This is a genomic window from Caballeronia sp. J97 (genome assembly GCF_905220305.1).
Lineage (GTDB): Bacteria > Pseudomonadota > Gammaproteobacteria > Burkholderiales > Burkholderiaceae > Caballeronia.
In genome coordinates this window covers 69,684-84,420 of the sequence record NZ_CAJMZL010000017.1, presented here as the reverse complement: position 1 = coordinate 84,420, position 14,737 = coordinate 69,684, and the positions used below count along the sequence as shown (strand labels likewise).

Below are 14,737 nucleotides of genomic sequence, written 5' to 3'. Positions count from 1 at the left end.
GCGACTCGGTGACCTAGCACAAATTAGTCAAGAGCAAGTGGCCCGATGGCCGGGCTCTTACCTGCTCTCTGCTTGGCAGAGGGAGGGAAGCAATGCGGCAAAGGCGTCCCGGCATTGACGGTGGCGCCTGCGCGCCACGTGGTGCGGAAACTCGAAGAGGCTGTGGCTGAGGAAAAGCATCCCTGCGATGAGACCGAAGACGCCATTGACGCAGCCGAGAACAGTGCAGACCCCAACGGTTGCGAAACTGATGTTCACAAGAGGGGCGCACGCGAGGAAGAAGAGCAGGCTCAAATATGGAACGGCGAGCCAACCCACCTTCTCCATGGTGGATTGTTTCGATGACATCACGTCTCCTTCACTCTATCTAAGTATTATTGGTCCCGTCCTTCTCGTTGATGCCAATGAGTCGGTGACCATGATTCAGCATAAGTGAGGGCCGTGTGATGAAAAACGCTGACGCGTGGAAATTACCCTTCCAGTAAGCGGAAATATCGCGCGCTTGGGGCAACCGCCGCGCGCGGACCCGTTGGCGGTTGGCCGGCTCTGGCGATTCAAGTGCTTGAAGTGGACGATGTGTACGGGCTGGGCCCGTCTCCAACCGTATAGCCCTTCTCTGAACTCCAGCCACCATCGACCGGAAGCATGATGCCGGTCACAAATTCAGCCATCGGAGACGACAGGTAGAGCACGGCCTGTCCCACGTCACGAGGGGTGCCTCCTTTACCCAGCGGCACCACATGATCGAGTCCTCTTTCGAAGGCGGGGTCATCGAAGTAGGGTTCCGTGAGCGGCGTGCGCAACAGGCCAGGCGCCACGGCGTTCACACGTATCTTCCACGGAGCGAGATCTTTGGCGAGATTCCTTGTCAGACCCATCAGTCCTGCTTTGCTCGCATTATAGGCAGGTCGATGGGGCATGCCCAGCATGGCGGCGACCGAAGAAATGTTGACGATGCTTCCGCCTCTGCTCTCGCGCATGCGCAGCGCTGCTTCGCGCGCGCAGTAGAACGGACCGCTCAGGTTGATCGCGATGACTCGATCCCATTCAGCCGCTGACAGCTCAAAGACGCTGCTTACTTCCCGCACTCCGGCGCAGTTGACGAGGATGTCAATGCGATCGACCAGACGGTCAACCTCGACAAACGCCCGTGCAACGGAGTCTGCTGACGAGACATCGATTTGCACGCCGTCGGATGGATCGAGTCCCTCGGCGAGAAGGGCATCACATGCGTGCTGGCAGGCCTCGGCGGTCATATCGAGTACGACGATGCGCGCACCCTGCTCAGCGAGAACCTTCGCGATGCCAATCCCAAGGCCACCGCCGCCTCCGGTGATCAATGCTGTTTTCCCGAATAACATCGTTCACATCCTCAAAAAGAAATGGCGCGGTAGCTGCACCGCGCCATCTGTTCATTACGCCAATACTCCCTCAGGAACGTATGCGACCTCGTAGGTAGCAGGTGGCGAGAATATTTAGACCATGCCCCGTCAGACGCTCAGCCCGCTCGACAGATGAAGCCACCGTCGACCACAAGATCTACCCCGGTGATGTAGGACGCTTCGTCGGATGCGAGGAACAACGCCGCGTTTGCGATATCGAAGGGCGTTGCATAACGTCCGAGCGGGATCGTTGCTTCCCGCTTCTTACGAAGCTCGTCTGCATTGACGTTTCCGAACACTGCACCGTACCCCGAATCGGTCGTCGCACGCTGCATTGGCGTGTCAACGACGCCAGGATGCACGGAGTTGGCTCGGATACCGGACTTCGCGTACTCCATTGCGATAGTGCGTGTGAATGCAGGGACCGCGCCTTTGGTCGTGGCATAGGCGAGAAACGGAAGACCCGTGAATCGCATGCCGGCCATCGAGCCGATGTTGGTGATGACGCCACGCTTCTGCTTTTCCATCACCGGAATCACGTACTTGGAAGCCAGAAACATCGTCTTCAAATTGACGGTGACAACCCGGTCCCAGTCTTCCTCAGAATGTTCGACGACACCGCCTTTTGCTAGGATGCCGATGTTGTTGTGAAGGATGTCGATAGTGCCACCGAGCGAGCGGAGGGCGACTTCCACCATCTCGCTTGCTGCCTTGGAATTCGTGAGGTCGCCGATGAAAATCTCACAGATGCCGCCTTCCTCGCGGATCTGCCGTTGGGTTTCCTTCACGGAATCGAGGTCACGGTCGACCGCCAAAACCTTCGCGCCCTCGCGAGCATAGGTCAAGGCCGCTGCACGGCCATTGCTCATTCCTTCGCCGATGGCACCCGCGCCAGCGACAATTGCAACTCGGTCTTTCAATCGTTCGGCCATGGTGACTTGTGCTGTGATGTGATGTAATTTGTGACGGACCTATTGATCGTCCGTGTGGGTAGCCCGTCTGAAGCACTCAGGCGAGCGACATGTTGACGATCCCGACGTGTTACTTGAGGCGCGGTCCGATGACCTCGAATGTAAGACCATCCGGGTCACGAAGGTATGCGCAGAAGAAGCCCACGTTCGGTCCGGCGCTGACCGGAAGCGGCTCGTGTACCGTCTTAAACCGGTATTCGGCCGCTCGAGCTACGGTGGCATCGATGTCCTTCACGTTGAACGCGAGGTGCGAGGAACCGGTGTCGCAAGGGCGAAGCACATAAATTTTGAGGTCGTCAGGCTTGAAGTACCTGATGAGTTCGATCCGATGTCCGGGTGCCTGTACGAAGGCGGTCTCGTTCTCAACACCTTTGACACCGACAATCAGTTGCATGGTCTTCGGATCACGAGGACTGCGGTCAAGCAGTCGTAGACCGAGACCGTCACAAAGAAAGCCGAGAACCCGGTCCAGGTCGGTGACGGTAAAACTAGTGTGGTTGATACTGTCCACAAGGGATTCGGTCAGCGTTTCAGAATTCATAATAGATCCGAGGTTGATTAAGGTCCGAAATCGACGCGCCCACGAGGAGACGGGGGAAGAGCGGATCGCGTGCGCAGCTTTACCACATCAGATCGTCTGGGGCCATGAGATCCGGCCAGAAGGTCGAGGGCCTCCGCGTGCGGCATCAAACCGGCGAGCGGCAATCTGCGATCGCTGGGACAGGGACACTAATTTTTTGCTTCATGCCCCTGTCCGGCGTCCTGCTGTCTTAGCTGACGTGCGATTAATGTTTCGCGACGAGCTCGGGTTCCGCATGAGGCGCGAAGGTTTCGCCTGCGGTGTTAGCGGAACCACCTCGCATGCGCAGCTCTCTGCGCAGCCACAGGGCGCCGACACCACCCAGGAAGCAAGCCAAGCCCATCAGCAGCATGCCGTTGGCAAAGTTGCCCGTCAGATCCTTCAAGACGCCAATCGCAGCCGGCGCAGCGTAACCCGTCAGGTTGGCGCACGAGTTGACCGCTGCGATCCCGACTGCCAGCGTGGCACTGGAAAAGACCATCGGCGGAAGCGTCCAATAGCCCGGGAGTGCGCCGAAGATCCCTGCCATACAGAAGGTGAGGGCGACCAAGACGAGCACCGGCGAATGTACCGTGAAATAGGCAACCACGAAGCCTGCCGCTGCGATCCATGCCGGGATCACGACGTGCCAGAAGCGCTCTCCGGTGCGATCCGAATGCCGTCCCCAGAAAACCATGAACACGCACGCTGCGAAGTAAGGGATGGCAGCAATGACGCCCGTCATCTGATCGCTATGACCAAGACTCTTGATAATCTGCGCGATCCAGAATCCGACACCGTACAGACCGAACACAACGCCACCTTGAATCAGAATCAGCTTGGCGGTCCGGCGCGTCAGAATGGCCTTCCACATGCCAGCGTGGTGAACCGGCGCGGATTTTCCTTCCAGTGCCAACGTCGACACGAGCCAGTCTTTCTGTTCAGCGGAGAGCCACTTGGCGTGCGCAGGCGTTTCGGGAAGATACAGATAGGTGACGAAGCCGAGCAGCACGGAGGGCAAGCCTTCCAAGACGAACATCCACTGCCAGCCGTGGAATCCGAGATGGCCATCCGTGATGCCCATCAGCCACGTCGACAGGGGCGCCCCGATGACCGACGAGGCCGGCATCATCATCATGAACAGCGCGATGGTTCGAGCACGGTACGAACCCGGCAGCCACTTTGAAAAGTAGTACATGATGGCGGGGGTGAACCCCGCTTCTGCCGAGCCGATGAGAAAGCGGAGGATGTAAAACTCAGTCGGGGTTCGGACAAATGCCAGGCCAGCAGCCAAGAAACCCCAGATCACCATAATGCGTGCAAGCGTGCCGCGTACGCCAAGGCGCGTCAGCAACATGTTGCTCGGGATTTCGAAGAGGAAGTAGCCGAGGAAGAACATCCCCGCGCCGAAGCCAAAAGCGGTATTGGAAAAACCAAGATCGATGTTCATTCGCAGGGATGCGAATCCAACATTTACGCGATCGATGTAAGCAACAAAGAAGAGCAGGCTCAAATATGGAACGATGAGCCATCCCACCTTCTTCATCGTGGATTTCTCTAAGGACATCATGTCTCCTTCACTGTTTCTAGAATCATGGGCCTACCCGTTCTCGTGGATTCATTGAGTCGGTGACCATGAATCGAGGATAAGGGAGGGCTGAGTGAAGAAAAACGCGTACAGGCGGAAATTACCCTTCCGTCAAGCGGAAATATCTCTTCGTCCTCTCAATCTTCCCGCACCGACCGCGCTGGCGGGATTAGGGACTGCCATCACTTCTCCGTGACGGCCAAAAAATATAAGGGAAAACCCGCGTTATTTTTCGTGTTATCTACGATTCGAGCGTGGCGGAGCACAGCGGCTCCGGAGTCGGTTCGATATCTTGCAGAAGTTCGGGTAGAAGCGAGCGATCCGCTGTCCGGATTAATAGATAAAATCAATCAGGCGCTTTGTTCGAGCGCCTTATTGACAGACACAAACGAAGCAGCCCCAGACGCAGTAACGTCTGGGGCTGGAGCCTTCGGAGTTTCAGATCGGTGCATCCTCGTCGGATGCGCGCGACGATCGCTCTTTCGTGAAACCGAACTACGCGATTAGCTGACGCGGGGGCCAATGACTTCGAAGGTCACGCCATCCGGGTCGCGCATGTAGGCACAATAAAGGCCCGCGTTCGGACCGTGGCTGACTTCGACCGGCGGATTGATAGGCTTGACCTGATACTTTGCCGCGACATTGATCGTCGCATCGATGTCATTCACGTCCAGCGCGAGGTGAGCGAAGCCGGTGTCGCACGGGCGAACCACCACGACCTTGCGGTCAGCCGGACCCTGATACTGGATCAGCTCGATGCGATGGCCGGGTGCCTGCACGAACGCGATGATCATGTCAGCGCCTTTGATACCAACGACCTTCTCGATGCCAGCCGGATCACGCGGGCTCTTGTCGAGCAGCTCGAAGCCGAGGCCATCGCAAAGGAAGCCGATCGTACGATCGAGATCCGTCACGGTGAAGCTGGTGTGGTTGACGCTTTTGACGAGGGGCTTAACTTGCGTTGCTTGCGCTTCCATGATGGGAACCATCTCCTTTGGAATAGTAAAGGCGAATTGCTGACAGATTCAGCGGGGGGCTCTGGGGACCACCACAATCATCCGCACTGTCATCGCTATCTGAATGGCGTTTTCTTGACTACATGTCGCAGAAGAACGCTTGAGTTGATAGTAATGAAGTCTGAAGCGAAGAAATACGCTTCTAGCGGAAATGACTCTTCCACAAAGCGGAAAACACCGGTACGTCACGCCAGGTAACCGCCGTCTACAGGCAAAGTGTGGCCGGTGATCATGGCGCTATCGGAGCCGAGCAGAAACGTGACAGCTGCGGCCACCTCTTCAGGCTCCGCGATGCGCCCAAGCGGCATCAAACCGGAAAGGTGCTCGATGAACCCCGGCTTCTTCTCGTGATCCGCAATCAGGGGCGTTCTAACCCACGTCGGTGCAACTGCGTTCACGCGTATGCCAAACCGTCCCCATTCAACCGCCATCGCGCGCGTCATGTTAATGACTGCGGCTTTGGTGCCTTGATAGGCCACATTCGGGATTTCCGGGCGACCACCTCGGAAGCCCATAATTGACGAGATACTGACGATGCTGCCGGGTATTCTGCGAGCCACCATCTCCCTAGCTGCGGCGCGGGACATGAGGAAGACGCTTGTCATGTTGACGTCGAGGGTGCGCTGCCAGTTTTCGACGCTTTGCTCGATCGCCTTTTCGCGCAAGGAGATGCCAGCGGAATTCACGACCATGTCGACACGTCCCCAGCGGTCTAGCGCAGCAGATAGCGTACTCTCCACCCGCTCTTCTTTCGAAAAATCCCCGCTGCTGGAGATACACATGCTCCCGCTCAGTTGCTGACCGACCGCTGCAAGCGCGTCTGCTGACGCATCGCAAAGCACGAGCCTTGCGCCTCTGGATGCTAAATCGCGTGCGCACGCCGCTCCAATGCCGCCTCCAGCACCAACCACAACGACAACCTTATCCTCAAAAAGCGCCGATTCCATGCTTTCGCTCTGTGGTAACAAGAAGGTATATGTCCCGACGTTGACCTATCGCTCTCGCTCAACGTCGGACCCGTGCTCTCTGAGCCACGACGCGTTGGCTCATGACGCCGCGTGAATTAGGATAGCTTGCCCGAGTATTTCTCAAGCCTAGCCCAGCCTTCGGCACCCAGCCTGCTTTGCAATTCGGAATAAAATCCGGCCTTCTGCAACGTCTGCCGGAAAGGAGCTGGGTCAACGTTGTTGAATCCCATACCCTGCTTTTTGAGGGTCTCGACGAGGTTGCTGTTCTCACTTGCGACAGCAGAGCGTGCCTTCAACGCGTGCGTATGAAAGGTAGTCGTGACAAGCTGACGAAGCTCGGGCGGAAGCGCTTCCCATGCGCGTTTGTTCGCGCCGATGTAATGGGCCTCCCATGAATGCGAGGTCAGCGAGCAAAATTTCTGTACCTCGTACAGTTTTGCGCTCTCAACAAGCGTAAGCGGGTTCTCTTGTGCGTTGACCAACTTCGTCTGCAAGGCAGAATAGACTTCCTGGAACGAAATAGGGGTTGGAGAGGCACCCAGCTTCGTGAACGTCGAAATTAGAATAGGAGACTGGGGGACGCGAATTTTTAGCCCGTTGAGATCTTGGGGTGTCACGATTGGCTTCGAGTTCGTCGTGATGTGGCGAAAGCCGATCTCCCACGGGGTGCCCAGTCCTACAAGGTTGATCGCAGAAAACGAACTTCCAATGTAGGCAGTTAGATCGCCGTCGAGCGCCTTCCATAGCGCGTCGTTGGTGGTGAACGCGAAGGGTACGCTCGGCAGACCGGCAGCGGGCACGAAGTTCCCCCATGTACCGACGAGTCCGGTAGATACTAGTTCGATGCTTCCCTGACGCAGCTGGGTAACCATGGAGGCGTCGCCGCCCAATTGGCCATTCGGAAACACCTGAATGTCCAGCTTCCCGCCGGAATCACGCAGAACGTCTGCAGCAGCCGCCCGCATTCCGATAACGATGGGCGAAGCGTCTGGCAGCGAGATTCCCAACTTGTAACGGAACTTGGCCGTTTGCGCGCGCACCAACTTTGGCATGCTGGCAGTCAAACCTACCCCGGCCAGTCCTGCTATACCGGCAAGCACGCGTCGGCGCGAGGCGCACTCAAGATCGGCGACCCGATGGGTGCCGCTTTTCTCTTTGGTCATGTCGTCTCCTGAATTATTGATATGGCGGGTGAAACCTGTCACGGCAGCACGCCTACTTGCGGATGCTCAAAATGAGTCCCGGTCAGCTCCAATCCGGTCAGACCTTACTTCGTCACCGCATCGGCAGCGACCGTTGCGCTCATGGAAGTCGCATGGATCCCTCCCGTAGTGAGCAGGCGCGGTACTGTGTCCGCGATCGATCGGTATTTCTCACGCAATGCGGTTGACAGTGCAGCTAGCCGTGGCGTTTCCGGGTGCCATGGTTCGTTGCTGTAGCGCAGCGCTTGATAATCGAAGAGGGTGACGGCACAGATCTGATCAAGACGAATAGGCTCCCCAAGATCAGCCAGGTCGTCGGCCATGGCCTCCAGTCTCTGTAGTGCCTCTCTCATGGTCCGGCAGCGCCGCTTCCCGACGAGGGTTTCATCAAAGGACAACGGCGCCGTGACCCTACGAGTGATGATGGTCTGAACAGAAGCCTCAATTGCTCCGAACGCGACGCCGGCTCGAGAGAGCACTCCGGCACTCTCTGCATCTGACGTACCGTACAAGCTGGGCCATTGAGGCGCTGGACGGGTCCGTTCAAGCCAACTCACGATTAAGAGAGCCTCAGTAAGCGCACGACCATCGTCTAGGATCAGGGTAGGAATGCGTGCGGCGACGTTAGCGGAGCGCAGATGAGGATCGTCCGCCCACGGATCAACTTCGGTAACCTGAACATCGAATCGTTTTTCGATGAGCGCAACCTGAGCGATTCGAACAAACGGGGACAATGGGTTAGATAGCAATTCCATGAAACTTCCTATTAGGATGACTGATTGGACTGAACTTGAGCGCCATGACCGGAAGGTATCTTGTCCACCGGAGGGTCGCGCTGCGAAGCGCTCTATCACGAGGCCAGTGCAGCATCAGCGCTGGCGTCGTATCGGTCGATCGACGCCAGTTGACGGCACACTTCGCCCAGCGATCTCAAAGGAAGGAGGTAGATAACCAGGGAATAGCTGCAACGAGCATAACGCCAACCGCAACAGCCCCCATATACGCGGCAATCGGTTTCATGCCCGCGCTGGGATGGATGCGGCAAATTGCACAAGCGCTGTAGTAACCGACGCCAAATGGCGGTGCGAACAAGCCGATTCCCATCGAGAGCACTGCAATCATCGAGTAGTGAACGTCGTTGATGCCAAACTGGCGCGCAATGGGAAAGAGAAGCGGGCCGAACACGACGATTGCAGGAATGCCTTCCAATACACTACCCAGGATCGTGAAGGCAATGATCGAGACTACGATAAATCCCGCCGAACCACCGCTGATATGCGACATGGCAGTTGCGAGCTGCGTTGAGAATCCCGATTGCGTCAAGGACCACGCCATTCCACTGGCCGTTCCAATGATTAATAGGATCGTGCCAGAGAGGGCAGCCGTGTCGACCAACGCAGGCCACAAGCGCTGCAACGGCAACTGCCGATACAGTAAGGCGCCCACGATCAGGCAGTACGCAATTCCGATGGTCGACACTTCGGTCGCAGTTGCAATGCCTTCGATGACCGCAGAGCGAATCACAAAGGGCAGCGCCAAGGCCGGCACTGCGAGTAAGAACGCTCGGCCGACTGTCGACCACTTCGCGCGCGCGGACTCCGCGGCAGCTGATTTTCTCGCTCGCCACCACGCCGTGGCCGCCAGGAGCAGCCCGCACACAAAGGAGGGCAGAAGACCGCCTGTAAAGAGTGCCGCAATCGACACGCTGCATACAGAACCGATTGTGATGAGAACGATACTGGGTGGGACAGTCTCGGTTTGCGCGCCGGTAGCGGCGATCAAAGCCAACATTTCCCCATCCTTGGAGCCTCTAGCACGCATCTCGGGTATGAGAACTGGCGCCACCGCGGCCATGTCTGCCGCCTTGGAACCCGATATCCCGGAGACGAGATACATAGCGCCGATCAGCACGTAGTCCAGGCCGCCGCGAAAGTGCCCCAACAGGGAGGCGAGAAATCGAACCATGACTTTCGCCATGGAGGTAAGTTCAAGCAACGCGCCGAGGAAGACAAACATTGGGACGGCCAGCAGGATGAAGTTCGACATACCCTCATCCATTCGACTCACAACGACGATCGGTTGCACCGTCGTTGATAAGGCGAGGTACCCGATCGTTGCAATGCCGAAAGAGAACGCGATAGGAACGCCCATGAAAACGACGCCCATCAGCACAGCAACGAAAAAAATCACCAGATTCCAACTGCCCAACTCCAGAAGAAAGGGCTGGAGCGCATACAGGCCTCCTGCGATGACGGCGACCGTAACCGCAGCCAGAACCACCCGGCGACCATTCGTCGCAATTCCGAGTTGGATCATGGTTGCCAGCAACATAAGGCCGACGCCCACCGGCAATGCTGACGCTCGCCAAACGTTCGATATTCCGAGCGTGGGCATCTGGATGTCGAGCTCACCTTGCGCAAATTCGAACGCCGGCCACATGATGATAAGAAGGAAAAGACCAGGAACGACAATTCCAAGCGTATCCAAAAACGCTCGCAACGATGGCCCAGCCTTATCGACGAGTGCGGTCATACGCATATGGGATGTCCGGCGCAAGGCGATCACCGAGCCAACCATTGCGAGCCAGAGGAATAGCGTCGACGAGACCTCATCGGTCCAGACGAGAGGGCTATGAAAGTAATACCGGCTTACAACGCCGACAAGAAGAACAACTATCTCAGCGAGCACCAAGAGGCCACCCACCGCGTCAACGAGGTGTCCTACAGTTCGGTCTATTGCCCGCAAAAAGGTGCGGTGGCCGCTTTCGTCCGGCGTGGGTTGCAAGGATGCATCGCCGTCGGATACAGCTTCAACAACATGGTCTGGAACCATGGTCTTCATCTTCGTCTCCTCCTATCGCTGATCGGACAAGAGTTAATTTTTATGCCGCTGATTGCTGGGCCTTAAGGCCAGCGAACGCGGCGATGTCATATTTGAATCACACGGGAAAGAGGAATCAGGGTATATACTAGGATCCCTATCGAACGTCCTGTTGGCGCCAATGGATCTGGATTTCGGACTCTCGACCCACGCGGTTTCTCTGTACCGCTCAACCTGGCATTGCGGCTTCATGCCAACTCGCATGCGCGCGCCTGCAGCGCTCACCAAGTCCGACGAAACGCCGTTGACGGCCATGCGACCCTTTTTATGCCTTGTGGTCGCTTGATTTGATACTAATGAAATCGGCGGACGCGAAATATACGCGAACCGGAAATAACTCTTCCGCGAATCGGAAAGGTCCGTTCGCCTGGCTTTTCCGTGCACGCGGGCAGTGGCATCGAGACTTGATACCTACGCAAAGCTCGCCGACCGCGTCGACAGTGCGCTGATCCGAACAGTAAGGAGCATCCGCAGACCGCCAGGGGCGTCGGCGGACGATCTTTCCGCACCGTGGAAATAAGATTTCCTTTTCTCACATTTCAATTCAGGTAGTGAGCCGGTAACGTTCGTTTCCATGTGCTTGACACGCAGAAATGGAGACGAGTAATGCGCAATATTAACGAAGACACAATAACGCAGGCAGTAATCGGGTCGCTCGACAAGTGCGAGAACCCGCGTTTGCGTCAGATCATGACGAGTTTGGTCCAGCATCTTCACGCATTCGCACGAGACGTTCAACTGACCGAAGATGAGTGGACAAAGGCGATTTCCTTTCTGACCGAAGTCGGCCACATCACCGACGACAAGCGGCAGGAATTCATCCTGCTCTCAGATACGCTTGGTTTGTCGATGCTCGTCATGTCTCAGAACAATAAGAAGCCGGCGAACTGCACTGAAGCGACGGTTTTTGGCCCGTTCTTCGTCGAGGGTGCGCCGGTTTATGAGAACGGCGATGACATTGCGAACGGGGCCGCAGGTGCGCCCTGTTACGTCAAGGGACAGGTCCGCGGTGCAGACGGCGAACCGGTGCCCAAGGCGTGGCTCGATGTGTGGCAGTCGGACGAAGACGGCTTCTACGATGTGCAGACGAGCACTGATGGGAACACTGATTTCCGAGCGCGCGGCAAGCTGCAGACGGATGAACAGGGCTTCTTCAATTTTCGGTCGATCCTAGCCGAAGCGTATCCCATCCCTCACGACGGTCCGGTGGGACGCATGTTGAATGCGATCGGTCGGCACCCTTGGAGGCCGGCGCATCTGCACTTCATGATCCAGGCGCCCGGATACGAAACCCTCATTACGCACGTGTTCCGAGAGGGCGATCAGTATCTCGACTCGGACGCTGTATTTGGTGTGCGTTCGTCGCTCATCGTTGACTGGGTAGAGCAGAAGCCGGGCATCACTCCTGACGGAAAGAAGCTTGACGTGCCGTGGTTCACGCTCGAATACGACTTCGTTCTCAATCCCACCGAGAGGCAAGCATGATCAAGCACATTGTGATGTGGCGCGTGCGGGGCGACACCCCTGCGGAACGCGACGCCGCATCCCATCTAGTCAAAAACAGCTTCGAAGGTCTGCGTGGCTTGATCCCTGGAATGAACTATATGGAGATTGGCCTTGACTCGAGCGGAGTCGATTACGCGTGCGACGTCGTCCTTGTCACGGAGTTTGAGTCGCGCGAGGCGCTCGAAGCATACGCGTCTCACCCGGAGCATTTGCGCGTCCGGAAGGAGCTAGGCGATGTGCGCACCGCTCGCTTTCAAGTGGACTATGCAGTCGAGCGTCGTGCGGATGCGAAACAATCTGAAGAGTTGACCTATGCAAAAGCTTGATTTTGTCTATCAGGCCCGTGCAGGCCGAGTGGTGTTTGGACCTGAAAGTCTGCAACATCTGGAACGGGAAGTTCTGAATCTCAAGTCCGAGCGCGCGCTCATCCTTTGTAGCCCAGAGCAGAAGGCGACCGGCGAGTTTGTTGCCGCGCAACTGGGCAGCAGAGCGGCTGGCATCTTCGACCGTGCCATCATGCACGTTCCAATGGAGCTGGCCAAGGAAGCTCGGAGCGTTGCGCGTGAGTTGCGCGCCGACTGCGCCATTGCGGTAGGCGGAGGCTCAACAGTGGGGCTCGGCAAGGCGATCGCGCTGGAGTCGGATTTGCCGATTCTCGCCATCCCGACGACTTACGCTGGTAGCGAGATGACGCCGATTTATGGAATTACAGAGGCGGGCTTGAAGCGCACCGGGACCGACCTCCGTGTCCTTCCGAAGACGGTGATCTACGATCCCACCTTGACTACGAGTCTGCCTGTTGGCTTGTCAGTAACAAGCGGCATCAATGCGATTGCTCACGCGGCCGAAGCGCTTTACTCGCGTGATGCAAATCCTGTGACAAGCCTGATTGCTGAAGACGGCATCGCCGCGTTGGCGCGCGCGATTCCGGGGATCGTGGCGAACCCCTCTGACATCGAAGCCCGGTCCCACGCGTTGTACGGTGCTTGGCTATGTGGGACCGTGCTTGGGAGTGTTGGCATGGCGTTGCACCACAAGCTGTGTCATACGTTGGGCGGCAGCTTCAATCTTCCTCACGCGCAGACCCACACCATCGTCCTGCCATATGCGCTGGCCTATAACCGGGAGGCCGCACCGGAAGCAATGAAGCGTATCGCACGGGCGCTCGGCACAGAGGACGCCGCTGTCGGGGTGTACCAGCTTGCGAAGGCCAATGGGGCACCGACGGCGCTCAAAGAAATCGGAATGAAGGCCGAGGATGTGGAGAAGGCCGCGGAGATCGCTAGCGCGAACCCGTACTGGAATCCTCGACCTGTGGAACGCGACGCGATCTTGTCGCTTCTGCAATCTGCCTATGAAGGCGTCTTGCCTCAGTAGGGAACGGCGAATGGTGAAGACGAAAGATTAGATGTTCGCGCTCAGCTGGCAAATTAGATGGGAGACAAAGTCATGAACTTCACAGTGTATTGCCTTGACCACCCCGACATGGTCGAACGCCGCCTCGAGAATTACGAGGCTCACAAGGCGTACCTCAAGACGACTCCCATCAAGACTTTGATCTCGGGCCCTTTGACGATGCTGGACGGGCAGACGATGATCGGCAGCTTCTTTCTTTACGAAGCAGAGCGCATCGAGGATGTTGAGGATTTCGTGAAAGACGACCCCTTCAACAAAGCAGGCATCTGGGGTTCGATCGACGTCCGTCCATTCATCAAGCGCGTCGATAACCGCTAGGGTGCAGTAGCGGATCGTAGAGCGCACCACAAAACCATACAGATCGGAGACAAAACATGGAAACGGGCCTGGACGGAAAAATCGTATTGGTCACTGGCGCAGCGCAGGGCATTGGTCGTGCGACAGCGACCGCGTTCGCGAAAGAAGGTGCACGGGTTTGCCTCATCGACATCGATGTCCATGCGTTGGAAGAGGTTCAGTCCGAACTGCGCGCGATTGGGACCAATGTGTGCATTGCGCAAGCAGACCTGTCGACGGCTGAGGGTGTCACAAGCGGCATCGACACCGCGTTGAAGTCGTATAACGGCCAGGTCGACATACTCGTGAACAATGTCGGATCGGGAAAGGTTCGCACGTTCGACGACTTGTCCGATCAAGATTGGGATTTCACGATGAATCTCAATTTCATGAGCTATGTGCGCACATGCCGTTACCTTTTGCCTCGGCTACGCGCCCGCGAAAACGCGGTCATCATCAACAACGCCTCTGACTTGGCCCGTCAACCTGAGCCGGTCCCGATCGACTATTCGGCGTCGAAAGCGGCGGTCCTCGCACTGACGAAGGGTCTCGCACGCGCTGAAGCACCCAAGATTCGTGTCAATGCAGTTGCCCCGGGTCCGGTCTGGACACCGTTCTGGACGAAGGAAGGTGGATTTGCTGAGACGATGGGTAAATTCCACGGAATGGAGCCGCGTGAAGCAGTTGAACATGAACTTTCATTGCGGCAGCTTCCGCTCAAGCGCCTCGGTACCCCCGAAGAAGTGGCGAATGTGATCGTCTTCTTGTCGTCGGACCTCGCTTCCTTCGTCACCTCGGCAGTTTGGGGCGTGGACGGCGGAAGTATCCGTAGCCTCATCTAACAAGGCTTCGGGCTGCAATCGCGATGACGGCAACCACGCCTCGTCGCCCGTTGCCGCACTAGCAACTTGCG

General features: G+C 57.2%; 15 protein-coding genes. 5 read left to right on the top strand and 10 right to left on the bottom strand.

From position 1 onward, the window contains the following. Nucleotides 1-57 precede the first annotated feature (57 nt). The 10 genes from U4Y90_RS21470 to U4Y90_RS21425 all read right to left on the bottom strand — a co-directional run bounded on the left by U4Y90_RS21470 (nucleotide 58) and on the right by U4Y90_RS21425 (nucleotide 10,518). Nucleotides 58-348, bottom strand: coding sequence for a hypothetical protein (locus U4Y90_RS21470; protein WP_321797514.1), 291 nt, complete (start codon nucleotides 346-348; stop codon nucleotides 58-60). A gap of 206 nt (nucleotides 349-554) precedes the next feature. Further along, the gene (locus U4Y90_RS21465; RefSeq protein ID WP_321797513.1) at nucleotides 555-1,361 is read right to left on the bottom strand and encodes an SDR family oxidoreductase; all 807 of its coding nucleotides are present in this window, start codon (nucleotides 1,359-1,361) and stop codon (nucleotides 555-557) included. Nucleotides 1,362-1,498: 137 nt separating this feature from the next. Continuing rightward, entirely contained in the window at nucleotides 1,499-2,314 is an 816-nt protein-coding gene (locus U4Y90_RS21460; RefSeq protein ID WP_321797511.1) for an SDR family NAD(P)-dependent oxidoreductase, read from the bottom strand. Between the two features lie 109 nt (nucleotides 2,315-2,423). Further along, a complete protein-coding gene (locus U4Y90_RS21455) occupies nucleotides 2,424-2,894 on the bottom strand; it encodes a VOC family protein (protein WP_321797509.1) in 471 nt (156 codons plus the stop codon). 244 nt (nucleotides 2,895-3,138) lie between these two features. Beyond that, nucleotides 3,139-4,458 carry an MFS transporter gene (locus tag U4Y90_RS21450; RefSeq protein WP_321797507.1) on the bottom strand — a complete coding sequence of 440 codons (1,320 nt, stop codon included), beginning with the start codon at nucleotides 4,456-4,458 and terminating at the stop codon, nucleotides 3,139-3,141. Between the two features lie 545 nt (nucleotides 4,459-5,003). After that, on the bottom strand, nucleotides 5,004-5,477 hold the full coding sequence (locus tag U4Y90_RS21445) for a VOC family protein (RefSeq protein ID WP_321797506.1): 474 nt from the start codon (nucleotides 5,475-5,477) through the stop codon (nucleotides 5,004-5,006). 224 nt (nucleotides 5,478-5,701) lie between these two features. Further along, nucleotides 5,702-6,463: an SDR family oxidoreductase gene (locus tag U4Y90_RS21440; RefSeq protein ID WP_321797504.1), complete on the bottom strand. Its 762-nt coding sequence runs from the start codon at nucleotides 6,461-6,463 to the stop codon at nucleotides 5,702-5,704. A 116-nt stretch (nucleotides 6,464-6,579) separates the two neighbouring features. Then, nucleotides 6,580-7,647, bottom strand: a complete 1,068-nt coding sequence (locus tag U4Y90_RS21435; protein WP_321797502.1) for a TRAP transporter substrate-binding protein — start codon at nucleotides 7,645-7,647, stop codon at nucleotides 6,580-6,582. A gap of 104 nt (nucleotides 7,648-7,751) precedes the next feature. Continuing rightward, nucleotides 7,752-8,441 carry a glutathione S-transferase N-terminal domain-containing protein gene (locus U4Y90_RS21430; protein ID WP_321797501.1) on the bottom strand — a complete coding sequence of 230 codons (690 nt, stop codon included), beginning with the start codon at nucleotides 8,439-8,441 and terminating at the stop codon, nucleotides 7,752-7,754. A 175-nt stretch (nucleotides 8,442-8,616) separates the two neighbouring features. Next, complete coding sequence (locus tag U4Y90_RS21425; protein ID WP_415749395.1) at nucleotides 8,617-10,518, bottom strand: TRAP transporter large permease subunit; 1,902 nt, start codon at nucleotides 10,516-10,518, stop codon at nucleotides 8,617-8,619. Between the two features lie 654 nt (nucleotides 10,519-11,172). On the opposite strand from U4Y90_RS21425, the gene U4Y90_RS21420 reads away from it, so the two are divergent. From U4Y90_RS21420 to U4Y90_RS21400, 5 genes are all read left to right on the top strand, one after another. Next, a complete protein-coding gene (locus U4Y90_RS21420; protein WP_321797497.1) occupies nucleotides 11,173-12,051 on the top strand; it encodes an intradiol ring-cleavage dioxygenase in 879 nt (292 codons plus the stop codon). Further along, nucleotides 12,048-12,398 carry a Dabb family protein gene (locus U4Y90_RS21415; protein ID WP_321797495.1) on the top strand — a complete coding sequence of 117 codons (351 nt, stop codon included), beginning with the start codon at nucleotides 12,048-12,050 and terminating at the stop codon, nucleotides 12,396-12,398. Before U4Y90_RS21420 ends, U4Y90_RS21415 begins: the two co-directional genes overlap by 4 nt. Beyond that, complete coding sequence (locus U4Y90_RS21410) at nucleotides 12,385-13,449, top strand: maleylacetate reductase (protein ID WP_321797494.1); 1,065 nt, start codon at nucleotides 12,385-12,387, stop codon at nucleotides 13,447-13,449. The genes U4Y90_RS21415 and U4Y90_RS21410 overlap by 14 nt, the downstream gene beginning before the upstream one ends. A 72-nt stretch (nucleotides 13,450-13,521) precedes the next feature. Beyond that, the gene (locus U4Y90_RS21405; protein WP_321797492.1) at nucleotides 13,522-13,806 is read left to right on the top strand and encodes a YciI family protein; all 285 of its coding nucleotides are present in this window, start codon (nucleotides 13,522-13,524) and stop codon (nucleotides 13,804-13,806) included. 56 nt (nucleotides 13,807-13,862) lie between these two features. Further along, nucleotides 13,863-14,666, top strand: coding sequence for an SDR family NAD(P)-dependent oxidoreductase (locus U4Y90_RS21400; RefSeq protein ID WP_321797491.1), 804 nt, complete (start codon nucleotides 13,863-13,865; stop codon nucleotides 14,664-14,666). Nucleotides 14,667-14,737 lie beyond the last annotated feature (71 nt).

Excerpts from the sequence above, each read along its gene's own strand:
- U4Y90_RS21410 (WP_321797494.1), top strand. The coding sequence starts at position 12,385 with ATGCAAAAGCTTGATTTTGTCTATCAGGCCCGTGCAGGCCGAGTGGTG.
- U4Y90_RS21425 (WP_415749395.1), bottom strand. The coding sequence starts at position 10,518 with ATGGTTCCAGACCATGTTGTTGAAGCTGTATCCGACGGCGATGCATCC.
- U4Y90_RS21460 (WP_321797511.1), bottom strand. The coding sequence starts at position 2,314 with ATGGCCGAACGATTGAAAGACCGAGTTGCAATTGTCGCTGGCGCGGGT.
- U4Y90_RS21420 (WP_321797497.1), top strand. The coding sequence starts at position 11,173 with ATGCGCAATATTAACGAAGACACAATAACGCAGGCAGTAATCGGGTCG.
- U4Y90_RS21455 (WP_321797509.1), bottom strand. The coding sequence starts at position 2,894 with ATGAATTCTGAAACGCTGACCGAATCCCTTGTGGACAGTATCAACCAC.
- U4Y90_RS21450 (WP_321797507.1), bottom strand. The coding sequence starts at position 4,458 with ATGAAGAAGGTGGGATGGCTCATCGTTCCATATTTGAGCCTGCTCTTC.
- U4Y90_RS21435 (WP_321797502.1), bottom strand. The coding sequence starts at position 7,647 with ATGACCAAAGAGAAAAGCGGCACCCATCGGGTCGCCGATCTTGAGTGC.
- U4Y90_RS21430 (WP_321797501.1), bottom strand. The coding sequence starts at position 8,441 with ATGGAATTGCTATCTAACCCATTGTCCCCGTTTGTTCGAATCGCTCAG.
- U4Y90_RS21415 (WP_321797495.1), top strand. The coding sequence starts at position 12,048 with ATGATCAAGCACATTGTGATGTGGCGCGTGCGGGGCGACACCCCTGCG.
- U4Y90_RS21400 (WP_321797491.1), top strand. The coding sequence starts at position 13,863 with ATGGAAACGGGCCTGGACGGAAAAATCGTATTGGTCACTGGCGCAGCG.
- U4Y90_RS21465 (WP_321797513.1), bottom strand. The coding sequence starts at position 1,361 with ATGTTATTCGGGAAAACAGCATTGATCACCGGAGGCGGCGGTGGCCTT.
- U4Y90_RS21470 (WP_321797514.1), bottom strand. The coding sequence starts at position 348 with ATGTCATCGAAACAATCCACCATGGAGAAGGTGGGTTGGCTCGCCGTT.
- U4Y90_RS21445 (WP_321797506.1), bottom strand. The coding sequence starts at position 5,477 with ATGGAAGCGCAAGCAACGCAAGTTAAGCCCCTCGTCAAAAGCGTCAAC.
- U4Y90_RS21440 (WP_321797504.1), bottom strand. The coding sequence starts at position 6,463 with ATGGAATCGGCGCTTTTTGAGGATAAGGTTGTCGTTGTGGTTGGTGCT.
- U4Y90_RS21405 (WP_321797492.1), top strand. The coding sequence starts at position 13,522 with ATGAACTTCACAGTGTATTGCCTTGACCACCCCGACATGGTCGAACGC.